23 protein-coding genes and 1 pseudogene are annotated in these 25478 nt (G+C 40.6%); 11 read left to right on the plus strand and 13 right to left on the minus strand.

What is annotated here, in order from left to right; all coding sequences use genetic code 11:
• The first annotated feature begins 83 nt into the window (after window positions 1-83).
• Window positions 84-836 carry a Nif3-like dinuclear metal center hexameric protein gene (locus HG263_RS08865; protein ID WP_171625737.1) on the plus strand — a complete coding sequence of 251 codons (753 nt, stop codon included), beginning with the start codon at window positions 84-86 and terminating at the stop codon, window positions 834-836.
• Between the two features lie 21 nt (window positions 837-857).
• Here the strand turns inward: HG263_RS08865 and HG263_RS08870 are convergent, their stop codons facing one another.
• The 3 genes from HG263_RS08870 to HG263_RS08880 form a co-directional block, all read right to left on the minus strand.
• Window positions 858-1607 (minus strand): ElyC/SanA/YdcF family protein, encoded by a 750-nt coding sequence (locus tag HG263_RS08870; RefSeq protein WP_171625738.1) that lies wholly within the window; start codon window positions 1605-1607, stop codon window positions 858-860.
• Between the two features lie 60 nt (window positions 1608-1667).
• Window positions 1668-2555 (minus strand): LysR substrate-binding domain-containing protein, encoded by an 888-nt coding sequence (locus HG263_RS08875; protein ID WP_171625739.1) that lies wholly within the window; start codon window positions 2553-2555, stop codon window positions 1668-1670.
• 757 nt (window positions 2556-3312) lie between these two features.
• Window positions 3313-5688 carry an EAL domain-containing protein gene (locus tag HG263_RS08880; RefSeq protein ID WP_171625740.1) on the minus strand — a complete coding sequence of 792 codons (2376 nt, stop codon included), beginning with the start codon at window positions 5686-5688 and terminating at the stop codon, window positions 3313-3315.
• Window positions 5689-5882: 194 nt separating this feature from the next.
• On the opposite strand from HG263_RS08880, the gene pyrC reads away from it, so the two are divergent.
• The 4 genes from pyrC (at window position 5883) to radD (ending at window position 9837) form a co-directional block, all read left to right on the plus strand.
• Window positions 5883-6926, plus strand: a complete 1044-nt coding sequence (gene pyrC, locus HG263_RS08885) for a dihydroorotase (protein WP_171625741.1) — start codon at window positions 5883-5885, stop codon at window positions 6924-6926.
• Window positions 6927-7256: 330 nt separating this feature from the next.
• The gene (locus HG263_RS08890; protein ID WP_171625742.1) at window positions 7257-7466 is read left to right on the plus strand and encodes a cold-shock protein; all 210 of its coding nucleotides are present in this window, start codon (window positions 7257-7259) and stop codon (window positions 7464-7466) included.
• A 208-nt stretch (window positions 7467-7674) separates the two neighbouring features.
• Entirely contained in the window at window positions 7675-7980 is a 306-nt protein-coding gene (locus HG263_RS08895) for an H-NS histone family protein (RefSeq protein ID WP_171625743.1), read from the plus strand.
• 111 nt (window positions 7981-8091) lie between these two features.
• Window positions 8092-9837 carry a DNA repair helicase RadD gene (gene radD, locus HG263_RS08900; RefSeq protein WP_171626092.1) on the plus strand — a complete coding sequence of 582 codons (1746 nt, stop codon included), beginning with the start codon at window positions 8092-8094 and terminating at the stop codon, window positions 9835-9837.
• Window positions 9838-9892: 55 nt separating this feature from the next.
• On the opposite strand, the gene HG263_RS08905 is transcribed toward radD, so the two are convergent.
• A complete protein-coding gene (locus tag HG263_RS08905; RefSeq protein ID WP_171625744.1) occupies window positions 9893-10222 on the minus strand; it encodes a ribonuclease E inhibitor RraB in 330 nt (109 codons plus the stop codon).
• A gap of 187 nt (window positions 10223-10409) precedes the next feature.
• Between HG263_RS08905 and HG263_RS08910 the strand changes: the two genes are divergently transcribed.
• Genes HG263_RS08910 through HG263_RS08920 form a run of 3 tightly spaced genes read left to right on the plus strand, consistent with a single transcriptional unit; the run spans window position 10410 to window position 16736 of the window.
• Complete coding sequence (locus tag HG263_RS08910; protein WP_171625745.1) at window positions 10410-12113, plus strand: autotransporter assembly complex protein TamA; 1704 nt, start codon at window positions 10410-10412, stop codon at window positions 12111-12113.
• Window positions 12113-15832, plus strand: coding sequence for a translocation/assembly module TamB domain-containing protein (locus HG263_RS08915; protein ID WP_171625746.1), 3720 nt, complete (start codon window positions 12113-12115; stop codon window positions 15830-15832). The genes HG263_RS08910 and HG263_RS08915 overlap by 1 nt, the downstream gene beginning before the upstream one ends.
• Window positions 15833-15866: 34 nt before the next feature.
• Complete coding sequence (locus HG263_RS08920) at window positions 15867-16736, plus strand: peptidylprolyl isomerase (RefSeq protein WP_171625747.1); 870 nt, start codon at window positions 15867-15869, stop codon at window positions 16734-16736.
• On the opposite strand, the gene queF is transcribed toward HG263_RS08920, so the two are convergent.
• Window positions 16723-17568 (minus strand): NADPH-dependent 7-cyano-7-deazaguanine reductase QueF, encoded by an 846-nt coding sequence (queF, locus tag HG263_RS08925; protein ID WP_171625748.1) that lies wholly within the window; start codon window positions 17566-17568, stop codon window positions 16723-16725. The two genes, HG263_RS08920 and queF, sit on opposite strands and share 14 nt — an antisense overlap.
• 59 nt (window positions 17569-17627) lie before the next feature.
• On the opposite strand from queF, the gene syd reads away from it, so the two are divergent.
• Window positions 17628-18167 carry a SecY-interacting protein gene (syd, locus tag HG263_RS08930; protein WP_171626093.1) on the plus strand — a complete coding sequence of 180 codons (540 nt, stop codon included), beginning with the start codon at window positions 17628-17630 and terminating at the stop codon, window positions 18165-18167.
• An 8-nt stretch (window positions 18168-18175) separates the two neighbouring features.
• Here the strand turns inward: syd and HG263_RS08935 are convergent, their stop codons facing one another.
• Genes HG263_RS08935 through HG263_RS08945 form a run of 3 tightly spaced genes read right to left on the minus strand, consistent with a single transcriptional unit; the run spans window position 18176 to window position 19490 of the window.
• A complete protein-coding gene (locus HG263_RS08935) occupies window positions 18176-18949 on the minus strand; it encodes a Zn-ribbon-containing protein (RefSeq protein ID WP_171625749.1) in 774 nt (257 codons plus the stop codon).
• Window position 18950: 1 nt separating this feature from the next.
• Window positions 18951-19214 carry a hypothetical protein gene (locus HG263_RS08940; protein ID WP_171625750.1) on the minus strand — a complete coding sequence of 88 codons (264 nt, stop codon included), beginning with the start codon at window positions 19212-19214 and terminating at the stop codon, window positions 18951-18953.
• 48 nt (window positions 19215-19262) lie between these two features.
• Complete coding sequence (locus HG263_RS08945; protein ID WP_171625751.1) at window positions 19263-19490, minus strand: DUF2789 domain-containing protein; 228 nt, start codon at window positions 19488-19490, stop codon at window positions 19263-19265.
• A gap of 102 nt (window positions 19491-19592) precedes the next feature.
• Between HG263_RS08945 and HG263_RS08950 the strand changes: the two genes are divergently transcribed.
• Window positions 19593-20225 (plus strand): N-acetyltransferase, encoded by a 633-nt coding sequence (locus tag HG263_RS08950; protein WP_171625752.1) that lies wholly within the window; start codon window positions 19593-19595, stop codon window positions 20223-20225.
• 661 nt (window positions 20226-20886) lie between these two features.
• Here the strand turns inward: HG263_RS08950 and HG263_RS22355 are convergent.
• The gene (locus HG263_RS22355) at window positions 20887-21579 is read right to left on the minus strand and encodes an NBR1-Ig-like domain-containing protein (RefSeq protein WP_246239928.1); all 693 of its coding nucleotides are present in this window, start codon (window positions 21577-21579) and stop codon (window positions 20887-20889) included.
• Window positions 21580-21841: 262 nt separating this feature from the next.
• On the opposite strand from HG263_RS22355, the gene HG263_RS08960 reads away from it, so the two are divergent.
• Entirely contained in the window at window positions 21842-22705 is an 864-nt protein-coding gene (locus HG263_RS08960) for a CHAP domain-containing protein (protein ID WP_171625753.1), read from the plus strand.
• Between the two features lie 249 nt (window positions 22706-22954).
• Here the strand turns inward: HG263_RS08960 and HG263_RS22360 are convergent.
• The 4 genes and pseudogenes from HG263_RS22360 to HG263_RS08975 all read right to left on the minus strand — a co-directional run bounded on the left by HG263_RS22360 (window position 22955) and on the right by HG263_RS08975 (window position 25381).
• A pseudogene (locus tag HG263_RS22360) lies at window positions 22955-23332 on the minus strand (hypothetical protein).
• A gap of 78 nt (window positions 23333-23410) precedes the next feature.
• Window positions 23411-23833, minus strand: coding sequence for an LD-carboxypeptidase (locus tag HG263_RS22365; RefSeq protein ID WP_246239929.1), 423 nt, complete (start codon window positions 23831-23833; stop codon window positions 23411-23413).
• A gap of 216 nt (window positions 23834-24049) precedes the next feature.
• Window positions 24050-24352 carry a DUF3301 domain-containing protein gene (locus HG263_RS08970; protein WP_171625754.1) on the minus strand — a complete coding sequence of 101 codons (303 nt, stop codon included), beginning with the start codon at window positions 24350-24352 and terminating at the stop codon, window positions 24050-24052.
• Complete coding sequence (locus HG263_RS08975; RefSeq protein WP_171625755.1) at window positions 24353-25381, minus strand: DUF3549 family protein; 1029 nt, start codon at window positions 25379-25381, stop codon at window positions 24353-24355.
• Between the last annotated feature and the right edge of the window lie 97 nt (window positions 25382-25478).

A 25478-nucleotide genomic window follows, 5' to 3' on the forward strand; every position in this document is an offset into this window, starting at 1 on the left:
AATTTTTTAAGGGTTTTGCTTCCAATTTGCCCCTATAAACGCCAAAATTTGCTCATTATCTAATAAAAAATACTGGTTACTTCATGAAACGTTCAGATTTTACACATTTATTAAATTCGTTATTAAAACCTGATGCTGTGAGAGATTTTGCTCCCAATGGATTACAAGTTGAAGGTGCTGAACAGGTAAAAAAAATAGTCACTGGTGTGACGGCCAGCCAAGCATTAATTAATTCAGCGATTGAGCTGCAAGCAGATACAATCTTGGTTCATCATGGCTACTTTTGGAAAGGAGAAGCTCAGGTTATCACCGGGATGAAAAAAAGAAGAATAGCGTCTTTATTAACGCATGATATAAACCTCTATGGTTACCATCTGCCGCTAGATATCCACCCTGAGCTTGGAAATAATGCACAGTTAGCTCAACTGCTAGATATGGAATTACAAGGAGGCCTAGAGGCAACACCAAATAGCGTTCCTGTTTATGGCAAGCTAAAAACCCCTATGACCGCAGAAGCATTTGCAGACAAAATTGCGACTACATTACATAGAAAACCATTGGTTAATAGTGTACGCCACAAACCAATAGAAACCATCGCGTGGTGTACAGGTGGGGGACAAGGCTATATCGATTTGGCTGCTAGTCAAGGTATTGATGCCTACTTAACTGGCGAAGCGTCGGAACAAACAATTCATAGTTCTAACGAGCAAGGAATTGACTTTTTCGCCGCAGGCCATCATGCGACAGAGCGCTATGGAATTAAGGCGCTTGGCGAATATCTAGCAGCGCAAAATGGCTTTGATGTAACCTTTATTGATATCGATAACCCGGTATAAAATAAATAGTGATTGAGGCGTTTATAGCGCCTCTGGGTCTACCCAGCGTCTAATTTGTATCCAAGTTTTACCTAGCAGTTCATAAACATGTGCTGTTACGGCTTGCAGCGCTGTTACTTGTGCGATGAATTGCTTGTGAGGAGGTTGGCTTGCAAAGGTGTAAAACTGTGTAGGTGCTTCGATGATTTCGACCCCCTGCGCAAGAAACAAATCTTTTGCTCGTTCCATATGACTCGCTGATGTGACCAGAGCAACTTCTCTATCAACGAGATACCGCGCAAGTTGTTTCGCTTCGTCCTTTGTATCTTGTGCATTTGGGTTTGTTAAAATGCGTGACGCGTTGATACCCAGCTCTATCGCTGTTAGCTTCATTAAATTTGCGCTGGTTTGCCCTGATACTATCAGTTGAGCGTCTTTGTAGTAATGAGCAAGACGCACACCCTCGGTCAATCGAGACAATGCACATCCACCAAGTTGCGCATTGGCATTTAATCGGCTGTTGGCATACACATCACAACCTAGCACAACAACTTTATCGACTTTATCGTGCTTGTTGGCGTTAAACGTACTCAAACTTGCTTCATTAGGAGAAATAATCATATCTGCAATATAAGGTGTGCTGATAAACCAGGTGCTAAGTGCAATAAACCAAGCAAAAGCATACGACTTTTTATTGGTTTTGCTAACATATAGAAGACAGATAGCAAGAGCGATAAGGGCTAGGGGAAGAGGCATTAGCATACTGCCTAGTACTTTTTTTACAATAAACATATAAAACCCAATCAGTTAGATTGGGCTCTAGTGTAGTTAAAACGACAGTAAAAGAACAGCTTAACGGTTATTGTTCTGCTTACATGTATTTAGGAAATGTCTATAAACTGGGTTGTCTTTCATTGTTTTTTTCATGGCCAAATACATAGGCCTATTTAAGCCAAGTGCACCTAAAGGAATAGACTTAATTAACCCTTGGCTTTCGTATGGTGTGACTAACCAGTCTGGTAGTGCAGCAACACCCATACCAGCACTAACAAGTTGAAAAATTAACAGGCCTTGGTCAACTGTTTTCAAGGTGCCGTCAAAGCGCGCATTTTGAATGAAATGCTTGAAAATATCTTGTCGCTCTTTAGGTATCGGATATGAAATGATGGTCTCGTCTTTAAGATCAAGTGCCGTAACATATGCTTTCTTAGCGAGTTCATGATCAGGTGCGACAATCAGCTTTAGCTTGAAGTCAAAAAGGTGTGCATATTCTAGTTTGTCTTGCTCTCGCATATCAGATGTTAATACGAGGTCTAGGTCATCATCTAGAAGCTCGGGGATAGCGTCGTAACTAAAGCCGCGTTCGTAATCAACTTTTATATCTGGCCAAAAGTTATTAAATTCTTTTATTGTAGGCAATAACCAGTGGAAGCATGCATGGCATTCTACACTTAGCTTTAAGTGTGAGATAGGCTGATTTAGACTTTCTTTTAGTCTACATTTAGTTGCTTCAACGCGAGGCAAAATATCGTTAGCAAGTTCCAGTAAAAGCATACCTTGTGGCGTGAAACGCACAGGTTGAGTCTTTCTCTCAAACAATTGGCAATCTAATTTATTCTCTAAGTCTTTAATTTGATGAGACAAAGCTGATTGCGTCAAAAACAACTCACGGGCCGTATTAACGAGTGAACCAGTGTCTTTAAGGGTTGCGATGGTTTTCAGGTGCTTTATGTCGATCATCTTTAATAAATCTCATTATTAGTGTGAGTTAAACTCAGATTGCTTTCCCTGAACCTCAGTCATTACCTAATAGTAACGTCTAGACGTCTATAAAACCAGCAATCGATGATTAGTTTTCAATAAAATCACTATAACACTATTTTTGACAGCGTTGTCATTGTTTATTTAAATTTTTTACAAAAAAAACAAATTAATTTTATTCATCTTACATGGTAGGTGCTTCAATGGTATCAATTACTCATCTTTTGTGGCTGCTTTGAGATGGGGATGTTTAAGAATGAATCCAATTGCTACAAGTTAGTAACCTTGTTACTTGTTATACCAATTCGCAATAATACTTAATCATTTTTAAGGGGCTAAATCTTACGTTAGCGGCGTAAAAACTAAATAGTGATACTTCTGCCTTGCAAATTAAAAAGGCTTTCTTGTCTCAAAATAGAGCACATAATAAAACGAATTCGTATTAGTAGACACACTGTGTACTTTGGGGTTTGCAATCGTGGTATTGGCTAAAGAGAAGCCAGAGCATTAGAACCTTTTTAAGAATGTGATGCTAGGTTTCAGCTATGTGTTACTTCAACCAGCAAGATACAGAGATCGGGATAGAAAGATATTTTAATAGAGGTATAGGCAAAGAAACGCTAGCTAAGCAAGCCAAAGCAAATGTAATAGCCCACGAGGTGGGCTTTTAATATAACTTGAACAGTAGGTAATGGATATAACAATACGGGTGTATTTCGTTTAGCCTGAATTTAGGTTAAATAGATAACATCATGTCCGTATTACTAATCAAAAACTGCATAGCTTGATCGGCTGGTAGTGGTTTTGAGACCATAAATCCTTGTCCAAATTGACAACCCTTACGTTTAAGTAATGCCCATTGTTTAGGGTTTTCTATTCCCTCCGCAACCACTTTTAAATTTAATGAACGAGCCAGAGATAATATTGTGTCAATTAAAGGATTTTCTTTATGAGTCAACTTATCGACAAAGCTCTTGTCCAGTTTTAAAACGTGAATAGGGAGTTGATGCAAGTAGCCAAGTGCGGAGTAACCAGTACCAAAGTCGTCGAGGTAAAGCTTTACACCGAGAGGTTCTAAGCCGCGAATAATTTGAGTCGCTAGTTTTAAGTTTTCAATTAAACCTGACTCAGTGATCTCTAAACACAGCGCGCCATTTGGCAGTTGGTAGTCAATATAAATCTGCTGCATGTAGGTGACAAAATCTAAACTCGCAAAATGCCTAGATGATACATTTACGGTGATCCGGGTCATAGGTTGCCCAGAACGCCGCCAAGCTTGAAGTTGTTTTGCGGCCAAGCGCAGTAAGTGTAAATCTAAATCAATAATCTGGCCTGTTTGTTCGGCAATAGGAATAAAGTCATTTGGTGGTACTAAACCATTTTTAGGGTGGTGCCACCTAACAAGTGCTTCAAAGCTCACAACATGTGGGTCATTCAAGGCAAAAATTGGTTGGAAATACAGCTCAAACTCATCATTTCGTATACCGTGCTGTAAATCGTTTTCAATATCAGCTTGGCGCTTTAACTTTTTGCGCATTGCATTATTGAAATAGCATACCTGCCCGCGACCACGAGATTTCGCTTCATACATGGCGGCATCAGCCTGTTGTAAGAGTGTTATGGCGTTGTCTGTGGCGCTGTCGGTAAATGCGACTCCAATACTGCTAGATGCTTGCAACCTATGGCCTTCAATTAATAAAGGCTTGGCAATTGCCTCGTTAATTCGCTCTAGAGCTAACGCAACTTGTTCTTTGTCTTTGACATTTTCAATGAAAATCGCAAATTCGTCACCACCAAGACGCGCAAAAGTATCGGTACGACGGATACAGTCTTTAATTATATCGACAATAGCAACTAGAAAGCGATCGCCAACGTCATGACCAAGTGCATCATTAATACTCTTAAATCTGTCAAAGTCTAAATACAGCAAACAATGCAAGTTGTCGTCGTCAACTCGCTCTAATGACAATATCGCGTGCTTTATTCTCTCTAGTAGCAAATAGCGGTTTGCAAGCCCCGTAAGTTCGTCATGCAAAGCTCGGTGTTCAAGTGCTTGGCGTGATAACTGGCGGTCAATGGCCATACTTACTTGGCGACTAATATAGGTCAAAATAGACAAGTGATGGTGATTGAAAGCTTTATCCAGTGTGTAGCTTTGAATCACGATCACTCCCTGGTATTGCTCGTTTACAGCAAAGGGAACTCCTAGCCAAGATTTTGGTGATTGGCCCACCATTTGAAAGTGGCCTAATTCAATATGATGTTCAAACTCTCTGCTGTTACACAGTAAAGGCCTACCAGATGTGAGTGTGAAATAAGAGGCTGTGTGTTTTATTTGAGATTTAGAAACACGCTGGTGTGCATTACATTTGACTTTGTTTTCAATTAGATAATCTATTTCAAGGATGTCGCTATAGCGGTCATATAACCCGATGAAAAAATTTTCGGCAGGTAATTGACTATTGATTATCTGGTACAACTCATCGTAAAACGCTTCCAAATCTAGCGAACGATAAGTGATATTGGCAATTTTCAGTAAACATTGCTCAAGCTGCTGAGCTTGATTCAATTGCTCTATTGTTGTGGTAAGGTTATTAAGCGTTTTGACCTGATTGATTTTTGCGCTTAACAAGTGAGCTACGGTCGAAAGTATTTGCAGGTGGCCTTCGGTAAAGTAATCTCTTTGAGGGTGTTCACAATCAATAACGCCCAGTAGCTTATTTTCATAAACCAATGGCACACAGATCTCGGACAAGGCTGGGCGACTGTCTGCAATATACATTGGCTCTACTGAGACATCACCAGATACAAACGCTTGTCTTGTTCGTGCCACATGCCCGGTGATACCTTGCTGGATAGGGATCTTCGTTTGCGCAACTTTATAGTCAGCACTTTGATGTGCGACCCCCATGCTGGCAACTTCTTCTAAAAACCTTCCTTTTTCGTCAGCAAGATAGATAACACAATCGACAAACCCTAAGCGACTCACTACCTGAGAAGTAACATAATCAAATAGTTCATCCAGTTGAGTGATCTGCAACAAAGACGAAGAGAACTGATTAATGATGCTAAGTTGCTCTGTTTTTGATTCTAATTTGTTATTTGAAAGCATTTACATCGGCCACCGGTACAATTAGGGTCAATTTAACTTACTTGCAAGATAAACGACACATTATTGCGAAAAAAAAAGCATTTTATACACAAATATGCACAAAGGACTAATTTTGTACTTTTGATTGGCTCAAATACTTTACTCTCTTTGCCTAACTGCCTATGATCGGGCAAATTCAGCCGTGGGAAAAAGCAATGACAAGTAAAGTAGAATTCTTAACTATCACTCGACCGGATGACTGGCACGTTCATTTACGAGATGGCGTACAACTTAAAGACACAGTCAGAGATATAAGCCGTTACATGGGGCGTGCGATCATAATGCCAAACCTTGTTCCCCCTGCAACTTGCACGGATACCGCACTTGCATATCGAGATCGTATTTTGGCTGCCAAGCCACAAGGGAATTTTGAACCTTTAATGGTGCTTTACCTAACTGACAAGACGACACCTGAAGAAATCAAAAAGGCAAAAGCGAGCGGTCATATTGTAGCTGCAAAGTTGTATCCAGCAGGGGCAACAACAAACTCTGATTCGGGTGTAACTGATATTGAAAATATATTTCCTGCTTTAGAGGCAATGCAAGAAGTAGGTATGTTGTTACTCGTACACGGTGAAGTAACGGATTCAGCTATTGATATATTCGATAGAGAGAAAGTGTTCATTGAAACTAAATTAGTTAAGATAGTTGAGTCATTTCCTGGGCTAAAAATTGTTCTAGAGCACATTACAACTAAAGATGCTGTGGAGTTTGTAAACAACGCGTCTGATAATGTTGCTGCAACAATTACTGCGCATCACTTGCTTTACAACCGAAATCATATGTTAGCTGGTGGTATACGACCACATTATTATTGCTTACCAATCCTTAAGCGCAATATTCATCAGCAGGCACTAATTGAGGCCGCGACAAGTGGTAGTAAGAAATTCTTTTTAGGTACAGACTCTGCACCTCATGCAAAAGATAAAAAAGAAGCCGCTTGTGGTTGTGCAGGGGCATATACTGCACATGCCCCACTAGAGCTTTATGCTGAAGCGTTTGAAGAGGCTAATGCGTTAGACAAACTTGAAGGTTTTGCTAGCCATTTTGGACCTGACTTTTACGGTTTACCTAGAAATGTCGATACCGTTACTTTAAAAAGACAGAGCTGGGACGTGCCGCAAAGCTATCCTTTGGGAGACAGTCATGTTGTGCCAATCAAAGCGGGCGCACAAATCGATTGGAGTGTTGTAGCGTAACGCTGATTGTTTTAAAAAATAAAATTAAAACGCGCAATTGCGCGTTTTTTTATGCTTTTAAAGCATTATTTTATTATGAAATTTGCCCAATATTTGTACCGTTTGTGATTTTATATGTTAGGCTTAAAGGGCTTTGAGTTTTTGCTGTTCTATGGATGTAAGAGTTGCGGTAAGGAAGCTTCATTGACTGGCGGTTAATATTATTGAACGCGTTAATGGGCACTAGGTGTTTTTTGCTGTATTTATTATTCCGAAAGGTTGCGGCGTAAGCTCAGGGAGGTAGCCATTTAGGCAAGTGTTAAATTGATCTGACTTACAGGAATAATAGGTATGTCTAATTCTAAAACAGGTAAAGTAAAGTTTTTTAATGAATCAAAAGGCTTTGGCTTTATTGAACAAGAGAATGGCCCTGATGTATTTGTACATTTTAGTGCTATTTCAGGTGAAGGTTTTCGTACATTGACTGATGGCCAAGCGGTATCGTTTGACATCAAGCAAGGCAAAAAAGGACCTGAAGCTGAAAACGTTGTGGCTATATAAAAGCTAATTTTACCTGAGGAGTGACCAATAGTTACTCCTATTTTACCCGCCAATACACTTACTCTTCAAAATTCACTTATATTATTTGCTTTATTATATTTATATGTAAAAATATAGTAATCGGAATATACAAAAGTAATTTAATTTATATCTGATTTAGATATACCTATTTTAGGTATTTAGTCCAAATAATATAAGAGTACTATCAATGCGTGAAATTAAGTCTTTTATCAAATCTGCGAGTTTTAATGAGTTAGAGAAAGCTGCTGAGTTAATCAATGAAGCAATTGAGTCTCAACGTGAACAGCAGCAAGTAAAAGAGGAAGTATTAGCACTGATCAAGGAAAAGGGTTTAACTCTTGACGACTTAGTATCTGGCGCTCCAGTTGATAAGCGTGCAAAAGTAAAGCCTAAATATAGAATTGAAAAAGATGGCCAAATATTTGAATGGACTGGCCGCGGTAAAACGCCAAAAGCATTTTCTGGCGTAAATTTAGACGATTACAAAATTTAATTGTTTAAATTATTAGCTTAATATTTCATAAAAGGCTCTGTTTAGGGCCTTTTGTCTCGCAGTGATATTTATTATGTGTATAATGTATTAACCGTATCTCATAAGTTAGAGGTGCATATCTATACACTCAGACCATATCAACAAGAAGCTGTTGATAATACCATCACACATTTTAAACGCTGTAATGATCCTGCCGTAATTGTATTACCTACTGGAGCTGGGAAAAGCTTAGTTATCGCTGAATTAGCTCGTCTTGCTCGCCATAAAATACTTGTACTCGCACATGTTAAAGAGTTGGTGGAGCAAAACGCTCAGAAATACACCAGCTTTGGCCTTACTGCAAGCATATTTTCAGCCGGTTTAGGACAAAAATCCTTATCAGAGCAAGTGACCTTTGCGAGTGTTCAATCTGTTGTTCGTAATTTAGAAAAGCTTAATGAGTTTTACTCTTTAGTTATAATAGATGAATGCCATAGAGTTAGTGGTGAACCTCAAAGCCAATATGAAAAGGTAATTAGTACAATAAAAGTTAATAACCCTAATTTAAAGGTATTGGGCTTAACTGCTACACCTTATAGGCTAGGAATGGGATGGATATATAATCATCACTATCATGGCTTTGTAAGAGGCACTAAAAGCAGCCCTTTTAAGAGGTGTATTTATGAACTCCCGCTTCGGTATATGATACAGAATAAGTATTTAACGCCACCTAAAGAAATAGATCCAGCCGTTGCCCATTACGACTTTTCAGAACTTCACACTGATCAGTTTGGCTCTTATTCGCAAAAAGATATGAATACCTTGTTAAAGTCTCAAACAAGAGCAACTTTAAGTATTGTTTCTCATATTATTGAACAAAGTAAAAACCGCCAAGGTATTATGATTTTTGCTGCAACAGTTGAACATGCAAAAGAAGTGTTGAACTATTTGCCCAAAGATGATTCACAATTGATTATTGGCGATACCGAAAATATACATAGAGATAATATTATTAATGATTTTAAAAATAAAAAGTTAAAATATTTGGTAAATGTATCAGTATTAACAACTGGTTTTGATGCGCCTCATGTTGATCTTATTGCTATTTTAAGGCCAACAGAATCAGTCAGTTTATATCAACAAATTGTGGGGCGGGGGTTACGTTTATCTGAACATAAAACGGACTGTTTGATATTAGATTATGCAGGTAACAATTTTAATTTATTTCATCCTGAGGTTGGCAGTAAGCAACCGAGTCCAGACACCGAACCTGTTCAGGTGTTGTGCCCAGGTTGTGGCTTTGCGAATATTTTTTGGGGCAAAACAAACGAACAGGGCCAAGTTATTGAACACTTTGGGCGACGTTGTAAAGGCCTTTTAGGGGAGGGAGCTGAACAACAACAGTGTGATTACCGATTTCGCTTTAAAGAATGCGAAGCGTGTGGCAGTGAAAACGATATCGCTGCAAGGAAATGCTGGCAGTGCCAGACAATTTTGGTGGACCCCGATGATAAATTGCGTGCTGCGTTAAACCTTAAAAATGCGATGGTCTTAAGGTGTTCTGGTCTGAGCGTTAGTATATTGAAAGAACAGCGTATTAAAGTAACTTATTTTGATGAAGATGGCGCATGTTGCGATGAAATATATGACTTCTCAAACAGCAAAAGTCGTTATGTATTCAATTCTTACTTCAGTAAAAGGGTTAAGCAAAAAAACGCTCTAATAAATTGGGCTAGTGCTGAACAAGTTGCTGAGCTGCAAGGAGAGTTGTCTGCACCTGACTTTGTTATCGCTAAGCAACATAAAAAGTATGGCTGGCAAGTCAGTGACAAGATATTTGATTATCAAGGGCATTATCGAATAGCAGATAAGTCTTAGGGCCCTGTATTGGGCCCTGAAAAATGGCGTAGGTTACTCTTGAGCTACTCTTGAGCTACTCTTGAGCCAATATTCCCCAGCCATCACCATAACCTTCGTGAGCATTTGCGATACTTTCTAAATATTGTTCCGTTTGTCCGAGTAATTGATGGTCGGGCACCATTTTTACAGATGTGATTACTTCCCAAACACCTGTATCTTTGCATTGTTGCAATTGCGTCAGTGGCGCAAGTTCATCTTCTGATATGGCTTTGATAAAAGACTCGGCCTGAGGTTTTTGCTCAAACAGAATGAAAAAGTCGACTAAATGAAATTGCGTTAGGTCAATACCTGCCTCTGCTATTTCTTGAAGAAGCTGACCATTATCGTCGTCAGGGAATTGCATAGTTAAATCCAAGTAAATCAATTAGCGTTATTGTCGGTTATTAAGCCTCAAATAAAAAGAGCTAAATAGAAAATTAGTTACTAATTGCATATGTAATGTTCATAGGGGGTTATGTTTGGATATGATAATATCAACCACTTGAGTTAACTGTAGGAATGAGTCGCAAGTGTTAAGGGTTGTTTTATTTATGCTGCTGACAAGTGCATTGGCTTTCACCGCTAATGTGAATGCGCAAACACCATGGTCGATGCAACATATAAGCGTATCTGGAATAGATGGTGAGACTAAAAGCAATGTAGAGGGATTTATTCAAGGGTACCTCACTCAGCCCTTCGATCAACAACAACAAGCAAATATTCGCTTATCGGTCGCACAAGCTCTGCAAGCAGTGGGCTATTACCATAGTCAAATAGTGATAACGGGTAAGCCAAACGATGAAACCTTGAACATTAACATTGAGCTCAAAGAGCCTCTAAATTGGAGTGAGATTAGCGTTGTAATAACCTCCGCAGCAAAGGATGATAAAGCGGTATCAGAGTTATTGACTAATTTGCCAATCAAAGTCAACAACGTAGTGCGACATGACGTTTATAACCAGTCTAAATCAGCAATTGAAAGTTTATTGCTGGAAAGAGGATACTTTGATTTTAAATGGGTTAAAAGCGAGTTGTTGATCAATAAGAAGGAGCGTCTTGCTAGCGTAAATTGGCAATTGGATTCGGGCCCTCGTTATCACTTTGGTGAACTTAGAGTCAGCAAAAATACCCAAGCAAGCCAGTATATTCAATCATTATCTACATTTGAATATAACTCTCAATTTAACAGTTCACGACTATCTGAGTATACCCTAGCATTGAATGCAACTCCTTACTTTAGCTCGGCTAAAGTCTACCCTTTACTCAAAGATAGAAAAGACGGTTTATTACCGATTAGAGTAGATGTTGTAGATAAGCCTGCAAATAGTTTTGAAGTGGGTGGTGGATATAGTACTGATTTAGGTGCAAAAGCGCGTCTAAAGTGGAGTAAGCCATGGGTCACTGTCGATGGACACTTTTTTGAAGGAAACATGTCACTGTCTGAGCGCAGGCAAGATGTCACAGGTAGCTATACCATTCCAGTTGCCGATCCGAATAACGATGTTTGGAGAGTACTAGGGGGATTGCAAGTAAATGATGATTTGCAGCAAGGGGTCGATAGCAGAATATGGAATGTGCAATTACAAAGACAATGGTTAACAGATGACAATTGGGTCCGCACAGCTTTTATTAAAAGAGAGCATGAAACAACAAACCAAGATGGGGAAGTGTTTAAATCTGAGATGCTCCTGCCTGGTATTAGTTATGCGAAAAAGCAAAATAAAGGAGGCGCGACGCCATATTGGGCAAATGAGCGCCTTATTTCATTGGAAGTTGCAAGTGACTCTTTAATCTCTTCAACATCACTTATCAAGGCTCGTTGGAATAATGCGTGGCTACGCCACTATGAGCACAGACATTTTGTTATTAGTCGAATCAATGTAGGTGCAATTGTGGTGGATGATATTCATTCAGTCCCTTTCAATATGCGATTTTTTGCGGGGGGCGATCAGAGTATTCGAGGGTTTTCTTACCGTTCAGTTGGCCCTAAAGAGGGAAATAAAGAGATTGGTGGTAAATATCTAGTAACGGGGTCTTTGGAGTACAATTATCAGTTTTTACCCAGTTGGCGTGCTGCACTATTTGTTGATGCGGGTACCGCAACCAATGACTTTTCTGAAAAATGGTCTGTGGGAGCGGGATTTGGCTTGCGATATTTAACTCCCGTAGGCCCCATTCGTTTAGACCATGCATGGGGAGTGAGTAAAGACAGTAAAAGCACCCGTTTAAGTATTGTGATAGGACCTGAAATTTGATGTTGTTGTTCGCACGTTTTAAAAAAGTACTGATAAGTATAGCGGCTGTTGTTGTGGTGCTTTTTTGCATATTAGCAACTGCACCCGGCCATCAACTGATTGTTTTTTTTGCAAATAAAAGTGTAGCGGGTCTTAATGTTGAACTGGGTAAGGGACGCCTATTGTCAGGCACGCCCATAGAGCTTGATTATCAAAGTGAGCAGTTATCATTTTCTGCACAAGAGTTAACGGTATCCTTACACTGGTTTAGTTGTGCCACAATATGCTTGGATATTGCTGCGCAAAAATTACATGCAAGAGTGAATACAACGGCAAACCCTGAGCCATCAGAAAAGGAGTTAGAACAGCAAGACTCAATGCTTCAAGCACCTGTTCATATAGGGTTAAATAGTTTTTTTGTTGAAGAAATTGACGCAACAATAAACGCTCAGCAGGTGCTGCTATCTCAATTACAAAGCTCGTTAAGTTGGCGTGAAGAGCACCTTACGATTGATAGCCTAGCGCTAAGCAAGGGCAAGCTGTCGCTGCCTGAACAACCGAAGCAACCCGCTGAATTAATCACATCGATACCCGCTGTTGAATTGAATGTGCCGACAATACCACTTGATATTGTTGCGAAGGACTTATTTGTTAAAAAATTTGAAGTGGTGCAAGGTGTTCAAACTACCGTGCTGGACAATATTTCTGTGCAAACCCAAGTGAACAGTGAAAAAGCCACGTGGCGAGTGTTAGCCTCCACGATGCTCAACAAGGCTATTACTCACACCGATATACAAGAGATTACGCTGAACTCTCAAGGTTCTATTGTGTGGTCGGATATATGGCAGGTTCAAACGAGCAATACACTAGAAGCAGCTCGCAATCAGCTTACACTCAATGCTGTGGGTCCACTGTCTCAGCTGCAAGTTATATTAACAACCACCGGTGGATATGAGAGTGGTTTTGAAGGCTCTTTTAATTTAACCCAAGACAACTGGCCTTTTCAGGCTAAATTAGAGGCTCAACAACTTAAGTTTGCGAACTGGTTTCATCCGCCATTTGAATTTTTAGCTGTCAATCAAGTAGAACTCAACGCAATAGGCACGTTGAACAACTATGCGATACAAATAGGTGTGGAGGGCACTACAGCCCCTGATGGACCATTTGCAATAAGTAGCAAACTACAGGGCTCCCTTGTTGGTGTCTCAATGACTAACACACAGCTTCAGTGGCAAGATACGCTAGCGAATCTCTCGGCGCAATTAGGTTGGGAAAGTGGCTTAAGTGGTAACCTTGATGCGCAAATTAATAAGATTCCTATGTCGTTACTGCCTGCCGATTATGAAAACGCTCAGCTAGGGGCAAAAATAGCCGCTGATTTAGCTCTTAACAACGACTTGTGGCACGCGAATGTGGGTCGTTTAGAGCTTAATGGGCAGTTATTTGGCAAGCCATTGAGTGCAATAGCAAAACTTAGTATTAACCAAGATTTACAGGGAAAGTTATCGCAACTGAGTTTGGATTATGGGGCTAGTAAAGTTGCGATGTCTGGCGAGTTAGGAAAGCAATTGAGTCTCAATGGGCAGATAAAAATAGAGCATACAGCCGATCTCTTGTTGCCAGCCGATATCACGATGCGTGGCGATATTACGATATCTGGTGCGCATCAAACACCAAAAGTAGCCTTAACAACTCATGTTAGCGATATAAAATACGAGAGCCTTTTGCTCAAAGATGCACTTTTAGACTTGACCTTAGACAGTGCCCTTAATTGGGAAACCAATGCGAGCTTAAGGGCCCAGAACATTCAGCACGCTAAGCTAAACGTTCAGGATGTAGACATCTCATTGCAAGGTGATTTATCAAAACATGCTTTGCAAATTACATCAGAAGGAGATGTTGAGGCAGACATCATTGCACAAGGCGCATGGGTAGGTCAGCAGTGGCGAGGGCAATTATCTGAGGCGCGCCTCGGTTATCTAAATAATAAGATAATGTTGATTGAGCCTGCAAAGATGGCTGCATCGCAAGCGAATGCCCAGCTTGATAAACAGTGCTGGAAGTTTCAGGGCAGTAGAGCATGTATATCCGCGAAACATGACTTTAGTACTAACCAAGGCTTGGCTGATATCGAGATCAGTCAATTATTGTTAAAAGACGTTAACCCCTGGCTTGGAGATGTCGCAACATTACAAGGTTTGGCAAAAGGTGCGTTATCGCTTGATTGGCTTTCAGGTCAGCTAAATCACGCTGACGGACAATTGCACCTGCAGCAAGTTAAAGTCGCAACGACTGAAGGCGAACAAACACATGTCCTGCCAATTGAAAATTTGAATACCAAACTGACTAGTACGAGGGAGCTTGCAAGCATAGATTGGCAAGTAAATTCTTCAATGTTGGGACGGCTCAAAGGGTTAATAGAAGTGCCTTTAACCGGGCAAAGCCAGCCTAAAGCTTCACTAGAGATTGTCCATATGTCTTTAGAGCCTTTGTCTGCGGTTTTAAGTAAGAGTTTAAAGCAAGCCATCGCGCTTTCAGGAGACATCATTGGTCAAGTGACCCTAGCTGGTGATTTACGCAGTCCTACAATAAATGGGCAAATTAATGTGCGTGACTTAGCCTTGACCAGTTCGATATCACCTGTAGCCATTGAATCGTCCTCACTGGATATTGAGCTTAATGATAGGCAGGCGATTGTACTTGGCAAGTTACAAGCTCAACAAGGTGGCACTTTGTCTTTAGGTGGCGAGCTTTCTTGGGATGGGATGCCGACTGCAAGTATAACGGCCAAAGGTGATGACTTTTTGATTTCTCCTCAGCCCAACGTGGAGGTGTCTATCTCTCCCGATCTAAAACTAGAATATCGCGAAAAAAGAGCGTCTTTAACGGGCAGCTTGCAAATACCTTTTGGCCGAATTGAAGTTGAAGAAATGCCAGTAGGTGTGGTGCAAGTATCAGAAGATCAGATAATTGTAGATGAAAAATATCGGCAGCAGAGCCGCTCACCCATCGCCTATGATATCGACCTAGATGTGACTGTTGGTGACGACTTCAGAGTCAAAGCTTTTGGTTTAGACAGCTATATTGCAGGTCAGTTAGATGTGACTAAGTTACCTGCAAGTCCTTTATTGGCAAGTGGGGAGCTATCATTACAAGAAGGGCGTTATCGGGCTTTTGGTCAAGACCTGTTAATTAAAACAGGGGTAATTGGCTTTAACGGTGCGCTGGATAGACCTTATTTAAATGTCAGAGCTATTCGCAACCCAGAAGTAACCGCTAACGATGTGGAAGCCGGAGTCGAGTTAGCGGGTAGTATTTCAGCGCCACGTTTTTCTATTTATTCGCAACCCGCTATGGACCAATCACAAGCGCTTGCCTATTTACTTAATGGTGAGCCATTAGGTGAAGGTGAAAATTCAAATAGTACTATATTAACCCAACTCCTATTATCACAAGGGTTGAATCGCAGTGAAGGGCTGGTCTCTAAGACGGGTGAAAAACTAGGCTTTAAAGATGTATCGCTTGGAGCTAGGGGAAGCGGCGAGTCAACAAAGGTTGAAGTATCTGGGTATTTAACGCCAAATGTTCAAGTGAGCTACCGAGTGGGCGTTTTTGATTCCTTAAGCGAAGTCGCGGTGCGTTACCGTGTCTTCTCTAAGCTTTATGTTGAAGCAACAAGTGGTTTGTACGATAGTATTGATTTACTGTACAAATTTGATTGGGACCCTGATAGCCAGTAGTCTGGAAAGTAAAAAATAATATTAAGGAAAACGGATGAAATCATGTCAGCTTTTGTTTGCTAGTATCATAACCGTATGCGCCAGCGGTGTATTGGCAAAGCCGCTTAAAGCGCCACACGAAGTGATAGCCCAAGCTCCAGAACAAGCTTGGCGAGTCGTTGATAGCAATAATGTGTTAAAAATACAATTACCAACAGGGGCAACCTATGTTGAGCTTAATCCACTGCTTGCACCTAGACATGTTAATAACATAAAACTGCTTGCGCGAGATAAGTTTTATGATGGTTTGAGCTTTTACCGCTTTGAGGAAGGGTTTGTTGCACAAGGTGGTGATCAAAGCGGGAAAAAACCAATAAAATACGGGAAAAGACAGCTAAAAGCCGAGCTAATGCTGCAAAGTGATTCGCCAGTGGAAATAACCACAGTCGATAACAATGACGGTTATGCACCGCGTACTGGGTTTGTCAATGGCTTTGCCGTAGGGCAAAGTGCTGATGGCAAACAAACTTGGCAAGTGCATTGTACGGGCGCAGTGGGCATGTCAAGAGACAACGAACTTGACTCTGGTGGTACTGACTTTTACATCACGCTTACGCCGCAACGATATCTAGATAAAAATACCACTGTATTTGGACGAGTGTTGTCAGGCATGGAACATATCCAAAGGCTGAAACGACAAGCAAATGGAACAGCTCCTTTTAATCCTATTGAGTCTGTAAGTGTGCTTTCGGATATTTCTAAACAAGATAAACAGCGCTTTAAAGTGCTAGATACTTCGCATCCATCTTTTATAGAGTTAGTGGCATCTCGAAAAAATAGGCCAGAGGCTTGGTTTGTGGCCAAGCCTAATTATGCAGATGTGTGCGCAATCCAAGTGCCAGTGAAAACATTTACTGTCGATTAGTACGGATTGAATAAGGCGTTTTATCTTGATGGCTTGAGCGATATGGGTTGATATCTAATCCGCCGCGTCTGGTATAGCGAGCATATACCTCTAACTTATCGAAGCCAAAGGTATTCATTAACTCGCAGTAGATGCGTTCCACACATTGTTCGTGGAACTCATTATGACTGCGAAATGAAATCAAGTAGCGAAGTAAAGATTCGTGGCATACTTGCAGCCCCGTATAGGATATAACGATACTCGCCCAGTCTGGTTGTGATGTGATCAGACAGTTTGACTTCAGTAAGTGGCTGTGTAGCGTTTCGCTGACTATCCCTTGGCCTGCGCTTTTCAAGATATTTGCTTGTGGGCTATATATGTTGACCTCAATATCTAACTCATCAATACATTGCCCTGGCATATCGGTAAATGGCAAGCATGCGAAGTCATCGGGCTTATACAGTGTAACGCTGACATGCGTATTAGCAGCTTCAGATAAATCTTTTTGCAGTATTTGCTGCACTGCTGCTGAGCTTTCAAATTGACTTTGATTAAAGCTATTGAGATACAACTTAAACGACTTAGACTCGATAATATGAGAGCTTTGGCATGGAAATACAAACGAAGCCACAGCGACCTGAGGCTTGCCTTTTAAATTCAACCATGAGAGCTCGTAGCCAGTCCAAATATCTTCACCCATAAAAGGTAGTGCTGATTCATCGACTGCTATTTGGTCTCGGTTAAGTTTGCGTGCAATTGGGTGTAACAAAGATGCATCATATTGTGATGCATATTGTGTGGTTTTTCCAAGTACTGAGGCTTTTAACTCGGGCGCATTTGTGTAATCTGTCATGTTTCACCATTTGTGGTTACAATGGCCTCATTATAACGGATCATATGACGGTTAGCAGTATGCCATTAGAGCAGATTTTATCTCAATTACATGATAATTACGCAAAGAATTACCAGCAAGCACATCAAACATTACCTTGTATGTATTACGACCCTCAGTGGCCAAGCCCGTGTGAAATTGGGACGCCTCTCGATGAAGAACAGATACAATGGCAAGCTGTTTCGCAGCCGAAAGAGAATAATCTGCAGGCCTTAGCGCAGGCACTTGAATGTCGCTTTCCTGATGCTCTAGATACTTACTACAGTGCTTTTTATGCTGGTAATATCATCGGACAGATCGAGGGGCACCAAATTGAGTTATTACAAGCGTGGAACCAAGACGATTATGTTCGATTACAGCAAAATATTACGGGCCATGTATTGATGAAACGAAAGTTAAAGCAGCAAGAGTCAGTTTTTATTGGCTTAACAGAGCAAGATGACTTGTTGCTAACGGTGATGTTAAGTACAGGTGAGGTATGTCTTGAATATGTGGGCAAGCCACCACACCATGTACTAGCACCTAATTTAGAAGTATTTTTACAACAAGTGGCTTGCTAACTCGAAGGCTATTGAAAATCCCAAGAGATATTGGATACCAATTCGCACTTATCACACCGAAAGTCAAAAATACCAAACCACGGTTCATCCAGTGCCCAATCGCCATTGCAGCTTGGGCACTTTCTTTGTTTTTCAGACTCCAAGTTCTCTCCACCGACGCGATATAAGTAGTAGAAAACTGGCTTTTGAGTTAAAAATCTTATGCGTTTAGACAAGTCCATACCACGACGAAATAGGTCGCTGCTAGTGCTCGATATTTCGTCAAGCGCCGAAAATTCACACCGTGTTGCGCCGTTGATCTGGATTTGGTCACATGCCTGCCAATCTTCTTGCCACTTAATCAAAGCTTTATAGTCGCCATTAGCAATCGCTGGAATTTTGTATAATGGTACAGGCAAAAAGTGATCCCCGCAGTAAAGTGGACTACATGTGTGTACATAAGTGGTGTAGAGGATATAACTTGAAGGTGCATTACACGTGTCTGCGCCATTGGCATGAATGTCTTGGCCAATTACTTTTACTTTAGGCGCAAGCAACCCTGCTTTTTGTAATCCTTCAATAGCATGCTTTACAAATGGGCTATGGTTTAGTGGGTGAAGTGCATCTTCCAGCGGGCACATAACACGGGTTATAAAATATCCGTCTTTGAGTACCGTTGGGAATTCATCCCCAATAATCTGACCATTAAAACGCAGAGCATTCACCACGCGGTTGATTGCCACTTCAGCCATATCTAAAGTTGTGTCTTGATAACAGTCAAAAGTTAAGTCAGCAACAAACATATTATCTTTTCTCTAATAGGGTTAGTAGGCGATCAAGTTTTTGCTCAATTCTATCAAGCTGACTTTGTTGAGACAGGCTATCTTGCTCTGATTTTTCAGTAACAGGCAACTTAATAATTTCAGGGTTGTTTTTATAGGCACTAAGTCCTGAAATAATAAGCGGCATAGGTACGGGTTCACACAAACGCGCCTTTGTTAAAGCGACAGTTGGGGTTTTGCCACTATTCACCAACTCGACAATGGCTTTTTGCACTGCGGGATGCATGCGCTTTACTCCACACAAATAAAGCGCATCATAGCATAGCTAAAAACCTTAGCGTAGCATGGCATCTAGTTCGTCGATGAGTTCACACCAGTCAGCATCCTCACGCAATGATTCTTCAATAAAATGTCGCTGACCTTCATTCCAAAATGGGGCCTCGCTTAGGAGTACGTCGTCAGCAATACGATGTTTTTTTATGAATTGAGTAATATGCTCAGGTGAATTCTCAAGCCCTAGTTGCGCAAACAAATTTGCTAGGTTGTGCTTGCTAGTATCCATAGTTAAATCCTTAAGTTGCCTAAAAAACACTCTGTAACTATAGTTGACTGTGCACCTATCAACAATCTGTTTGCCCTAATAACAACAACATAAGGGGACTTTATGCATATTTTAGAAGAGCAAGAATTGTCGGTTAGATACCTATCACCAGAAGATATGTCGGTTGCAGCCAGTTTGCTATACCAAGCCTATCATGATGATGACGTTTTACGCAGTGTATTAGCTGCAAAAGATAACAGTAGCTATGAAGCGAAGTTAAGAGCATTTATTAGAGAAGAACTATCCAGTTTTGGTCAAGGCCAACAACCCATGATAGGCCTTTTTAATAAACAACACTTATATGCTGTTGCTTGTGTGCTTGAGTCTGAAACTCAGCTACAGGCTGCAAGATATTGGCACTGGAGGCTAAGACTCATGCTCAGTGCCGGTTATTTGCAAACACAGCAGCTTATCGAAAAAGAAAACACTATCCGCGCTGCGCTGGATGAATATGGGCATTATTACTTTCTAGCGTTTATAGCGGTAGACCCTCATGTTCAAGGGCAGGGGTTAGGTCATTATTTATTAACTGGGTTAGATGACCTTATATCCAGTAATAAAGATATTAGCGGTATGGCCGTATTTGTTACGCAAACGTCTCAAAAAGCGTTTTTTCTATCTCATGACTATGAGGCCGTTAAAACGCTTTCTTTTGAAAAAGTGACAGGCGAAATACTGTTTAAAAAACGCCAATGAGACAGAATGGAAAATAGCATGTGCGACTTTTCTTACATAGCTGTACGTTAAGGTGTTTTGTGATGCCGATATTGGTTATTATTTCTACCTTAAGTTTATGTTATTAAAGGTGTTGTGTTTTTTTGCAATAATATGTCAGCTAGGAGTTTAACTATATTTGCTTTTTGAAAAGCAAAATGCGCGTACACTTAATCATGTCAGGAAGACAAAGCGATAGGATTCGCAAATAGGAAACAATGCAGAGGGAATAAACTGCATAAGAGTAAGGATCACAAAAGGAGCAAGGATTGATCATAGGACCCATAGGATGTGGGAACATGTCAGGATGATATGTACAAGGATGATAGGACAAGCGCTGGATATGCTGCTTAAGGAGCGCTCAGGATGAGTGAAGTGGAGGCCTAGAAGGCGAGAGGATAGTCACAGGACGTGGCAAAGGATGAAAGCAGGGAGTGGTGCAGGGGTGTGGCTGGGATGTATACCCGTTCAGGGGATGAAGAAAAAGGTGGCTTCACGCATAGGATATGGACAACCTATCATGGATGTAGTCAGAACTAGGCGCGACTGATGTTGCGCCTTAGTTTTTTCTGGGCCTTGCACATAATATTAGCTCAGATACTTCATCTTAACTCTCAATGTTCAATCAACCTTTCAGCTATAATCACTTAGTTGTTGTTTTTACTACCTGTATAATACTGTAGAGCCCACTGATCTCTGGGTAAATCAAATTTCCTTTTTTATCTACCATCTTCCAATCTGTCCTGCATGACCCTGGTAATGCTGGTGTTTTGAACGTAACAGATAAATCAATTATCTCGCCGGGTGCCGTTTGTGGAATAGGAATCTTTTGAGGGCTTTGGCATAGCTCTTTTGCCGTTATAGTCGTACGCTGTAAATAGCGATCAGACCATATTATTTGGCCTGTATTTTTAATGCGCCAGGTCTTTAAAAACACCGTGTTTACAGGCACTGCAGTACCATCTGGAATAGTAACATCTTTAATAAAAGTTGAGGAATCTAGTATTAGGTCTGCTATTTGGTTTTGATGTATTTCAACTGGCAAACTAAATTTATAAGTAGCGTAACTAATTGTCGAACAGATCAAAAGCGCTGTAAGTAATAAGAAAATACGTTTGCCAAGTTTGGTGTCTACTCGAATATTACTGCTGGTTTGTATTGGACGTTCTTTTTCTGTTTCAAGTTCAGAATTTATCAGTTGTTCTACTTCTTTTTCACTGATATTTAGGAGTTTAGCGAGAGACTTACTGATTGTTTCATTTAAAGGGCGTTCGCCTGCGAGCACCTTATAAAAGTGAGATTGGCTGCATTGGCAATCGTAAATCACTTGTTTCATTTGCATGTTGCGTGTTTTGGCACACAGTCTTATTTTATCCTTCAAACTCGACATATTTTTACACAAAAATTAAACCAAAAAATAACATTTATAGAGGCTAATGTAACCCTGTTATTTTTAACCTATTGTTTCTAAAGCTTATATAAAGTTATAGCTGTTAATGAAGTCTCCGACAGTCACTCGGATAGTTGTTTTTTCTTACGATACAAAGATTGTTTGCCATGATATTGACGAATTCAAATCAATCTAAGGAATAGCTACCATGAATATTAGGCAGTCATTTATATGGGCATCAGTAGGCCTGTTTGCTTCACATGTGCAGGCAGTCAACTACTGTGGCGGACAAACGTCAATTAACAATCCTTTTGAGTGTTGTACTTCAGCAAAAGGGGTTGAGGGTAATTGCACATGGTTTGCTTGGAAAAAAGCAAAGGATGTGTGGGGCCATGCCTTACAATTAAACGATTACCCAAGACATGCATATCGCTGGGATGTAAATACTTATAAAGCGATTAACAAAACATCTGGCTACATTTATAGAAGCACGCCGACTTTAAACAGTGTGGCTATTCAAGATAGTCGCAATGGGAGCTTAGGACATGTCGCTTGGGTTACAAATATAGATGGAACACAATTAACTGTACAGGAACAAAATTGTGAGTCTGATAATCAATATCCCAACGGGATAGAGCGCAACAGTAACTTTTTTAACAGTTATTTGCTTGGCATCAGAGTGCAGGACTTTTGGGTGAAGGCGCATCAAATCTCCTCGGATCCGAATGCCTCTATCTATAATCCAAACTTTGATGCTCAATTTAAAGTTAAAAATATCACAAACAGTACGCCTTACTATTTTCGAAACCTCGCTTTGGCTGTTCACGATTCACAAGGTAACTATTTATATGATATGAAAAAATTCGAATACTCTAAGCGTGCGTCGGATGCAATTTATACTCTATCGGAGTTGAGTGATGGAAACTATATACTGTCTGGCGGGGAAGCATCATCTGGGGTAAGAGCGGTTTCTTATTTCACTCGTCCGGGGCAATATCGAATTGTAGCCAAAGTAAGGTGGCTTGATAACTCTTGGACTGAAGTGGGTTATCAAGATATCACTGTGCAGTAACTTGGCTATCTAAAAACTAGGAGTAGTGTTTTACTAAGCAATACTCCTTAATAGTTACATAACCTCAGCTCCGCATAAGCGAATTTGCCTAACAAAGTTATGTTGCCCACTATGTGTTTCTTTCATTTGTTATAGCCTGCTTATTATTGCGTAAAAGCGCCTTGTTCTTGACCAAAACCCCTCATTGAATTGTTCGTTTTGTCAGTTTACAAATATGTCCTATTTCAAAACTTTTATCCAAATCTGAGGTTAAATAAATACATGCTCAAGTAATGTTAACTGGCCTGAATGAGTGTCGATTTTACATTCGATACCCAAAGGTAAAATAACCTGTGGATCGGTATGACCAAAATCTAGATTTGCGATGATGGTAAGCTGCTAGTTACCAAACTCTTCTTTAACCACACTGAGTATGGTTTTCTCAAGTTGTATTTGCTCTTCTTCACTATAGTCTCGAGGTCTACCAATGAGTAGGGCACTGAGTTTTTCAAACACACCCATAACGCCATAATTGCGTAACCAGTAACGGACGCAGTCAATAGATGGTTTCTCTTGAGATGTCTCTAAGAAGAGTATTTTGTTTTGCCAAAAACTCGCTGATGGCCAGTACTGGGTGCCTTTTAGCATCTCTAGACTTCATGCATCCACCAAACAACTTCCCCGTTACTGGTTGGTTTCCTTGCAATACTTGAGGTCCTCTGTTGACTAATAGTTTGGCGCGCATTCCTGTGTTCTCACTATTTTTCCAATCGGGATAACCTTGGCTATATAGGTTAAATGTAGGTAGCAGTTGTGTATTTGGGTTGGTTGTAAAAAAGCGACGTAGATAGCTTTGGTAATCACTATCGAAGTTTTGTGTAACGGGGCAAAGCCTGCCATCACAGAAGGACCGTTGAAAGTCACTAATCCAGCTAGGTTTAGTGTAGCTGTTATGTTGGTGGAATCCGGTAAGTCTATGAATAAAATAGGGTTACTCTTTATTGTCTCAATATCAAGGTGCTTAAGTATTCGCACAGAGTCTGATCCGCCAATAGTCGCAATGATGGCATCGACTTTTGGATTTTTAAAAGCTGCGTTAATATCACCTGAGCGCAATCTGGGGCTTTGGAATAACTTTTCATCATCCATTGTTGCGCTGGATATTAAAGAATGTTGAAGCCAGGTGCGTTGAGATTTTGTAACCCTTTTTGGTATATATGCGGAAATGCCGAAGGTCCTCCCCACGAGGGAGAAACGATAGCAAATGTACTGCTTTTACGCAGGAGTTTTGATTTTATCATAACTATATATCCTTTATAGTTAATGACTTAAAGATATCAACCAGTTCCTTTAAAAACAACAGATTTAAGCTATTCGATGAGGGGGAATATCCGCTTTAATAAGTCGGCTATTTTCTAAATGTAGTGTGCCTTGATAAACGCTCTCACCATCAGAGCTAAATTCAAAGGTAAATTGGCTTTTTATTCCTGGCTTGCCGTTTCTGAGAATGCCGAGACGACGTTTTTCACAGGCAACGCTTATAAGCTGTACTTGCAGTTTTTGTGCTTGGTGTTGCGCATGACCTTTGGCTGCTTCAGCCGCTTGTCTACTTGTCCAGAACAGTGCAATGATTACACCGATAATAATAAAAAGCCAAAGTGTTGCCATTTACGAAAATAACCTACCAATTGCGCGTGAGAGCTCATCACTGCGGTTTTCTGCTCTTAGAATAGCTAAAACATGTGGGCGAAGTGTTGGAATTGCAACTAAATCCGCAAAAATACTGGCAAATAGACCATCTACCTGCTGATTGTTTGCAGCACAATCCAAAAATTTGAAGAGTCGCTCTGAGTCAACAAATACTTCCCAACAACGGCCCGCTAAAGTGAGCAGTATGTCGGCTTCAAAGCGATAATCACTGTTTAACACTAAATCTACACTTTGCGCTATCAAACCCTGAGCTTTACTGCCCGAAATTGCTCTTAAGTTACAAATTAGCTCGCTTAGATTTTTTTGTTCAATGCTGGTTTTTATCGCACTTTGCAGCTGCTCAGAAAACACTGTGCTCACTTCTATATGCTCGAGCATGGCACTGAGTGGTTGCTTTACCTCAAGAGGAAGTGAAGGCCAACTTTTTTGCAAGTTTGCATTATTTTGCCCGTGATCTAAGCGAAAGGCAAAATCTGCGATGCCTTGTACAGCCATGCTTTGCCATGCATCCTGTGGCAATTTACCGGCAAAGTACAGTTCGCTATATTCGTAATATTGTGAGGCCGGGCGGTTTAGTTCCCTTTTTAACAATGCATTAAACGCTGCGAGTTTATTTGCATTAGGCGTAAAAACATAAGGATTATTATCAAGCTTTCCATCAGCTTGTTCACCCGTTAGTTCCGTTCCAAGTGCCTCAAGAACCATGCTGGCAAAGTGATCTCTACTGGCAACGATGAGCTTGCTTTGCTCATCTAAAGGAAGCTTTAAAAACCAAACATAAGGGTCAACCGTCGCTTGGTTATCCCAAAATTGAATCGCAATCAGGGCGTGTCCAGCAAGTGGAAATGGATAAGGTACCTGAGCGGCTTCAATTTGCGCAAATTGTTGCTTGTCTATTTTGGTAATTCTTCTGCCAATGTCATACACCCGCCATTGCGTGCCTGCTGCACTCAAAAGTTCGCCTAAAGTAGAAATTTGCGCTGTCATGGTTCACTCACTTGATTATTTTGGGTGATGATTATACCCATAATTATGTGTGCTGATAAGCAAGCTCTATGTAAAGACTGGTAATTTGGGTATAATT

This window comes from Pseudoalteromonas caenipelagi (assembly GCF_013140855.1).
Classification (GTDB): Bacteria; Pseudomonadota; Gammaproteobacteria; order Enterobacterales; family Alteromonadaceae; genus Pseudoalteromonas; species Pseudoalteromonas caenipelagi.